Genomic DNA, 7,859 nt, shown 5'->3' on the forward strand with positions numbered 1-7,859 from the left:
ATGAAGCTCAGATTTCAGAAAGATGATATTGTCAACGGCATCAGTATTGTTATGAAGGCCGTTCCCTCTAAAACAACCATGTCAATTTTAGAATGTATCCTTATTGATGCTTCTTCCGGTGAGATCAAGCTGACCGGCAATGATATGGAACTTGGAATCGAAACAACTGTAAATGGTGAGATCTTAGAACACGGAAAGATTGCTCTGGATGCAAAGCTTTTTTCCGAAATTACCAGACGTGTATCCAGCCAGAATGCAGTGGTTACCATTGAATCTGACGATAAATTCAACACAACCATCAGCTGCGAAAATTCTGTATTCAATATCCAGGGTCGTGATGGAGATGAATTTTCCTACATTCCTTATATTGAAAAAAATAAATATATCAGTCTGTCCCAGTTCACTTTAAAAGAAGTGATCCAGCAGACGATCTTCTCTATTTCACCAAACGACAGCAATAAAATGATGGCCGGTGAATTATTTGAAGTCAATGAAAACCAGTTAAAAGTGGTATCTTTGGACGGCCACCGCATCTCCATCCGCAATGTTACCTTAAAAGATCACTATGAAAATACAAAAGTGATCGTTCCTGGAAAAACATTAAGCGAGATCAGCAAGATCTTAGGCGGTGACAATGAAAAAGAAGTGCTGATCTACTTCAGCGCAAACCATATTTTATTTGAATTTGACCAGACCATTGTTGTTTCCCGACTGATCGAAGGGGAATATTTCCGCATCAACCAGATGCTTTCCAGCGATTATGAAACAAAAGTAACGATCAATAAAAAAGAATTTTTAGACTGTATTGAGCGTGCTACCATTTTGATCCGTGAAAATGATAAAAAGCCTCTGATCTTAAATGTAGGCGATAATACCATGGAATTAAAGTTAAATTCCAGCTTTGGTTCCATGAACGCAGAACTGATGATCCATAAAACCGGAAAGGACATTATGATCGGTTTCAACCCTAAGTTTCTCATCGATGCCCTCCGTGTGATCGATGATGAAGAGATCAATATTTACATGATGAATCCAAAGTCCCCATGCTTTATCAAGGACGAGGATGCAACCTACATCTATCTGATCCTTCCGGTCAACTTTAATGCAGCTGCGGTATAATGTATAATTATGCATTTTAATCTATAGAGTGTCCGTAAAACACGGACAGAAAGGAATTGCAAAAAGAATGGAAACCATAAAGTTAAGGGATGAATACATCAAACTGGGCCAGGCATTAAAAGCTGCCGGCTTCGTTGAGTCCGGTGTAGATGCAAAATATGCCATTGAAGACGGCCTTGTATATGTAAATGGTGAGCAGGCTTTCCAGAGAGGAAAGAAGTTAGTAGATGGTGATGTTGTCACCTATGAAGGCCAGACCATCAAAATTATTAAATAAATCCTTGAAAGAGAATTTCTATGACCATCGAATCCATAGAACTTAAGAATTACCGCAATTATGAAGAACTGCATATGGAATTGAGTCAGGGAACCAATATTCTCTATGGCGACAATGCACAGGGAAAGACCAATATCCTGGAGGCAGTTTATGTGTGCTGCACTACCAAGTCCCACAGAGGGGCGAAAGACAGGGATATGATCCGGTTTGGAGAAGATGAGTCCCACATTAAGCTTCAGATCAAAAAAGGTGTGGTTCCTTGCCGCATTGATATGCATTTAAAGAAAAATAAGACCAAGGGGATCGCAGTAGACGGCATTCCGATCAGAAAGGCCAGTCAGCTGTTTGGTCTTGTAAATGTGGTGTTTTTCTCACCGGAAGACTTAAATATCATTAAAAATGGTCCTTCGGAGCGAAGACGCTTTATTGACATGGAATTATGCCAGTTAGATAAAGTGTATGTCCATTCCTTGGTCCAGTACAACAAAGTCCTTCTTCAGAGAAACAAACTTTTAAAAGAGCTTGGTTTTCATCCGGAATATGAGGCAACACTGGATGTATGGGATGAACAGCTGGTACGCTTCGGAAAAGAAGTGATAAAGGCCAGAAGAGCTTTTATCGATCAGCTGGGAGACATCATTAAGGAGCTCCACACCAAACTTTCCGGGGGAAAAGAAAACATTGAAGTGATCTATGACCCGGATACAGAGGAAGAGGAACTGGAAGCAGCTGTGAGAAAAAGCAGGCAGCAGGATATGAAGCAGAAGACCACACTGGCAGGTCCCCACAGGGACGATATCAGTTTTGTAGTCAATGGCATTGATATCCGCAGGTTTGGTTCCCAGGGGCAGCAGAGGACAGCCGCTTTGTCTTTAAAGCTTTCAGAACTGGAGCTGGTGAAAAAGATCAGCCGGGATGATCCGGTGCTTCTTTTGGATGATGTGCTGTCAGAACTTGACAGCAGCCGCCAGAACCAGCTTTTAGATGCAATACAGGATATCCAGACCATGATCACCTGTACAGGTCTGGAAGATTTTGTGAACCATAGATTTCACATTGATAAGATATTCAAGGTGGAAGAGGGAAAAGTTACAAGCCAAAATTAAATCATACAGATATACAGGCTGCAGAAAAACGGTTAAAGACCATAGGTCTGCTGTCTGAAAAAGAAAGGAAGATATAGAACATGGGAGAGCAGTACGGAGCAGATCAGATTCAGATTCTGGAAGGACTTGAGGCGGTAAGAAAGCGCCCAGGTATGTATATTGGCAGCACATCTGCCCGCGGACTCCATCATCTGGTTTATGAGATCGTAGATAATGCAGTGGATGAGGCACTGGCAGGATACTGCGATTCCATTGATGTGACCATTAATCCGGACAACTCTATTACTGTTATTGATGATGGTCGTGGAATTCCGGTGGATATTCAGAAAAAAGCGGGACTTCCTGCAGTTGAAGTTGTATTTACCATCCTTCATGCCGGTGGTAAATTTGGAAATGGCGGATACAAGGTATCCGGCGGTCTTCACGGCGTAGGTGCATCTGTTGTAAATGCCCTGTCTGAGTGGCTGGAAGTTTTAGTATACCGTGATGGAAATATTTATAAGCAGCGTTATGAAAGAGGAAAAGTATGTTACCCCTTAAAAGTAGTAGGAAACTGCAGTCCGGATAAACATGGTACGACTGTTACTTTCCTTCCGGATAAGGAGATCTTTGAGGAGACCGTATACGATTATGATACTTTACGGATCCGTTTAAGAGAGACTGCTTTCCTTACCAAGAACTTAAAGATCATTTTAAGAGATGACAGGGAAGACAAAAAAGAAGAAACCTTCCACTACGAAGGCGGTATTAGAGAGTTTGTAACTTATTTAAACAAGGGAAAAGCTCCATTATACGAAAATGTTCTTTACTGCGAAGGTACAAAAGAGGGAGTTTATGTAGAAGTTTCCATGCAGCACAATGACTCCTATACAGAGAACATTTATACATTTGTAAATAATATCAATACTCCGGAAGGTGGTACCCACCTTACCGGCTTTAAGAATGCCCTTACAAAGACCTTTAATGACTATGCAAGAAAGAACAAGTTGTTAAAGGATAACGAAGAAAGCCTTTCCGGTGAAGATATCCGTGAAGGTCTTACAGCCATTATCAGCGTTAAGATCAGCGAGCCTCAGTTTGAAGGCCAGACCAAGCAGAAACTGGGCAACAGCGAGGCCAGAGCGGCTGTAGACAGTATTGTAAGCGAGCAGCTGACCTATTTCCTGGAGCAGAACCCGGCAGTTGCCAAAGTTATGTGTGAAAAATCCATTCTGGCACAGAGGGCAAGAGCTGCTGCAAGAAAGGCAAGAGACCTGACACGCCGTAAATCCGCTTTAGACGGTATGGCACTTCCTGGAAAACTGGCAGACTGTTCTGACAAGAACCCGGAAAACTGTGAGATCTACATCGTAGAGGGAGATTCTGCGGGCGGTTCTGCAAAGACTGCACGTTCCAGAGCAACCCAGGCCATCCTTCCTCTTCGCGGTAAGATCTTAAACGTAGAAAAGGCAAGAATGGATAAAGTTTATGCTAATGCGGAGATCAAGGCTATGATCACTGCTTTTGGTACCGGTATCCATGATGACTTCGATATCAGCAAGCTGCGCTACCACAAGATCATCATCATGACCGATGCGGATGTGGACGGCGCTCACATCAGTACTCTGCTCCTTACATTTATCTACCGCTTTATGCCGGAGCTGATCAAACAGGGCTATGTATACCTGGCTCAGCCGCCGTTATACAAGATCGAGAAAAATAAAAAAGTATGGTATGCTTACAGTGATGAGGAATTAAATTCCATTCTCATGGACATTGGCCGTGACAACAGCAACAAGATCCAGCGTTACAAAGGTCTGGGAGAAATGGATGCAGAGCAGCTTTGGGAGACTACCATGGATCCGGAACGCCGTATCTTACTGCGCGTGACCATGGATGAAGAGACCACATCAGAAGTAGACCTTACCTTTACTACTCTTATGGGTGATCAGGTAGAGCCAAGACGTGATTTCATTGCCCAGAATGCAAAGAAAGTTAAGAACCTGGATATTTAATGGACTCCTGAAAGAGTTAATGTCCTCTCGGAGTCTTTCCTGCATCTGCCTTTGTGGCCGATTTTCTGCCAGTCGCACCCGAATTTCATCAACGTACGCACTGCGTACGCCTCAGAAATTTGGGCACAACTGATAAAAAATCTTCTCACAAAATCAGGCACAGAAAGATTCCGAGAGAACATGTTAGAGAGTACATTTACGCATAAAGGAGATAAATTATGGAACCGAATGTATTTGACAAGGTCCATGACGTGGACCTTAAAAAGACCATGGAACAGTCCTATATTGACTATGCCATGAGTGTTATCAGCGCCAGAGCCCTTCCTGACGCCAGAGACGGCTTAAAGCCGGTACAGCGCCGCGTGCTGTTTTCTATGATAGAGTTAAACAACGGACCGGATAAGCCACATCGTAAGTGTGCCCGTATCGTTGGTGATACCATGGGTAAATATCATCCTCATGGTGACAGCTCCATTTACGGGGCATTGGTCAACATGGCCCAGGACTGGTCTACCAGATATCCGTTAGTAGACGGACATGGAAACTTTGGTTCCGTGGATGGTGACGGTGCCGCAGCTATGCGATATACAGAGGCACGTTTAAGCCGTATTTCCATGGAAATGCTGGCTGACATTAATAAAAATACCGTAGATTTCGTACCAAACTTTGATGAGACCGAAAAAGAGCCTGTAGTATTACCTTCCAGATTTCCAAATCTGTTAGTAAATGGTACTTCCGGTATCGCCGTTGGTATGGCTACCAATATCCCGCCTCACAACCTGCGTGAAGTCATCGCAGCGGTTGTAAGAATGATCGATAACCGTGTAAATGAGGACCGTGAGACCTCCTTAGAGGAGATCATGGAGATTATTAAGGGACCTGATTTCCCTACAGGAGCCACCATTTTAGGAAAACGTGGCATTGAGGAAGCATACCGCACCGGCCGCGCTAAGATCAAAGTAAGAGCCGTGACCAATATTGAGACCATGCCAAACGGCAAGTCACGTATTATCGTTACAGAGCTGCCATACATGGTAAATAAAGCCAGACTCATCGAAAAGATCGCAGAGCTGGTAAAAGAAAAGAAGATCGACGGCATTACCTACATCGGTGACGAATCTAACCGTGAAGGTATGCGTATCAATATCGAACTGCGCCGTGACGTAAACGCCAATGTTATCTTAAACCAGCTGTTAAAGCATACACAGCTGCAGGATACCTTTGGTGTGATCATGCTGGCTCTGGTGAACAATGAACCGAAGGTCATGAACCTGCACCAGATGCTGGACTGCTACATTGCCCATCAGGAAGACGTAGTAAGACGCAGGACCCAGTATGACTTAAATAAGGCAGAGGAACGTGCCCACATTTTACAGGGCTTACTGATCGCCTTAGACCACATTGATGAGGTCATCCGCATCATCCGCGGTTCTGCAAATGTAGCAGACGCTAAAAATCAGTTAATGGAGCGTTTCGGCTTAAGTGACGCACAGGCTCAGGCAATCGTAGACATGAGACTGCGTGCGCTTACAGGTCTGGAACGTGAGAAGCTGGAAAATGAATATAAGGAGCTTCAGATCCGTATTGCAGAGTTAAAAGCGATCCTGGCAGACGAGAAGAAGCTTTTAACCGTAATTAAAGAAGAGATCAATATCATTGCTGAAAAATACGGTGACGACAGAAGAACTGCCATTGGCTATGATGATGATATGTCCATGGAAGACCTGATCCCGGATGAGGATACCGTGATCGCCATGACCCATTTAGGTTATATCAAGCGTATGGACGTAGACAATTTCAGAAGCCAGAACCGTGGCGGAAAGGGCATCAAGGGAATGCAGACCATTGAGGAGGACTATATTGAGGACCTTCTTATGACTACCAACCACCATTATATGATGTTCTTTACCAACACTGGACGTGTATACAGGATCAAGGCATATGAGATCCCGGAAGCAGGCCGTACAGCCCGTGGAACAGCCATTGTAAACCTTTTACAGATGCAGCCAGGTGAAAAGATCACGGCTATTATCCCAATGCGCGAGCTGAACGAGGATAAATATCTGTTTATGGCTACCAAGAAGGGTATGGTAAAGAAGACCCCGATGTTAGAATACGAAAATGTGCGCAAGAACGGACTTCAGGCCATTGTACTTCGTGACGATGATGAACTGATCGAAGTAAAGGCAACGGATAATACCCAGGATATCTTCCTTGTGACTAAGAAAGGTATGTGTATCCGCTTTAAGGAAACAGACGTAAGAGTAACAGGCCGTGTTTCCATGGGTGTTATCGGTATGCGTTTTGATGAGGATGATGAAGTCATTGGCATGCAGATGGAAAGCCAGGGCGAACATCTTTTAGTTGTATCTGAAAATGGTATGGGCAAGCGTACCCTGATCAGCGAATTTAATGCACAGATCCGCGGTGGTAAGGGTGTACTCTGCTATAAGGTAACAGAAAAGACCGGCTACCTGATCGGAGCAAAGCTGGTAAATGACGGTCGTGAGATCATGCTTATCACTACTGAGGGTATTGTGATCCGTATGTCTGTAGATGATATTTCCGTGATCGGAAGAAATACTTCCGGTGTAAAACTGATGAATATCGACCAGGAGTCTGATATTAAGGTTGCAAGCATTGCCAAGGTAAGAGAAAGTGCTACCAGAGACAATGAAGCAGAGGAAGAAGAACTGGAAGAGGCAGAGGATAATACTGCTGAAACAGAAGAAAATGATACAGAAGAATAATATCTTATGATGCTTTTGGAATGCCTAGTTAAGGACGCGCGGTGAGCGTGTCCTTTTTTTGTAAAAAGACATGTAAAAAAGTTCAAAAATATGTAAAAAAGCTCTTGACATGTGTAATATGCTTTAGTATAATACTACATGCGTCTGACGGATAAGTGTGTCTGCTTAGAAGCATCATAAGGAAATTATGAATTCGGAGAAATACTCAAGAGGCCGAAGAGGCGCCCCTGCTAAGGGTGTAGGTCGGGAAACCGGCGCGAGGGTTCAAATCCCTCTTTCTCCGCTCTTTTTTCCAGATGAAACTACTGTGAAAAACAGTAAAAAATAAATTTAAAAAAGTTGTTGACAAACGGTTGCGGCTGTGATATCATAAACGAGTTGCTGCTGAGACAGACAACAACAAAGAACCTTGATAATTGAAGATTAAACAGTATGTAAAACCCTGAAAATTCTAAAATAAAAGGTCTGGTTTAGACCTTTGGATTTTTGAGAAAATTCAGAACAAAAACCAAGTAATGAAGGTTTAGGATAAATTAGCCAAGCTAAGTAATCCGAACTTCGATCAACTTTTTAACATGAGAGTTTGATCCTGGCTCAGGATGAACGCTGGCGG

The 7,859-nt window shown here is 43.3% G+C and carries 5 protein-coding genes, 1 tRNA gene and 1 rRNA gene (1 of these 7 cut by a window edge); all 7 read left to right on the top strand.

Annotated features, from left to right (window positions below; genetic code table 11):
• Positions 1-1,119 carry a DNA polymerase III subunit beta gene (dnaN, locus tag DW251_RS11530; protein WP_021870168.1) on the top strand — a complete coding sequence of 373 codons (1,119 nt, stop codon included), beginning with the start codon at positions 1-3 and terminating at the stop codon, positions 1,117-1,119.
• Positions 1,120-1,186: 67 nt separating this feature from the next.
• Positions 1,187-1,396 (top strand): RNA-binding S4 domain-containing protein, encoded by a 210-nt coding sequence (locus DW251_RS11535; protein WP_021870167.1) that lies wholly within the window; start codon positions 1,187-1,189, stop codon positions 1,394-1,396.
• Between the two features lie 20 nt (positions 1,397-1,416).
• Positions 1,417-2,502: a DNA replication/repair protein RecF gene (gene recF, locus DW251_RS11540; protein WP_118301220.1), complete on the top strand. Its 1,086-nt coding sequence runs from the start codon at positions 1,417-1,419 to the stop codon at positions 2,500-2,502.
• An 80-nt stretch (positions 2,503-2,582) separates the two neighbouring features.
• Complete coding sequence (gene gyrB / locus DW251_RS11545) at positions 2,583-4,496, top strand: DNA topoisomerase (ATP-hydrolyzing) subunit B (RefSeq protein WP_021870165.1); 1,914 nt, start codon at positions 2,583-2,585, stop codon at positions 4,494-4,496.
• A gap of 218 nt (positions 4,497-4,714) precedes the next feature.
• On the top strand, positions 4,715-7,246 hold the full coding sequence (gene gyrA, locus DW251_RS11555) for a DNA gyrase subunit A (RefSeq protein WP_118301221.1): 2,532 nt from the start codon (positions 4,715-4,717) through the stop codon (positions 7,244-7,246).
• Positions 7,247-7,441: 195 nt separating this feature from the next.
• Positions 7,442-7,529, top strand: a tRNA-Ser gene (locus tag DW251_RS11560).
• Between the two features lie 288 nt (positions 7,530-7,817).
• A 16S ribosomal RNA gene (locus DW251_RS11565) occupies positions 7,818-7,859 on the top strand; it runs 1,512 nt beyond the window's last position.

It is taken from the genome of Clostridium sp. AM22-11AC, from assembly GCF_003473545.1.
GTDB lineage: Bacteria > Bacillota > Clostridia > Lachnospirales > Lachnospiraceae > Enterocloster.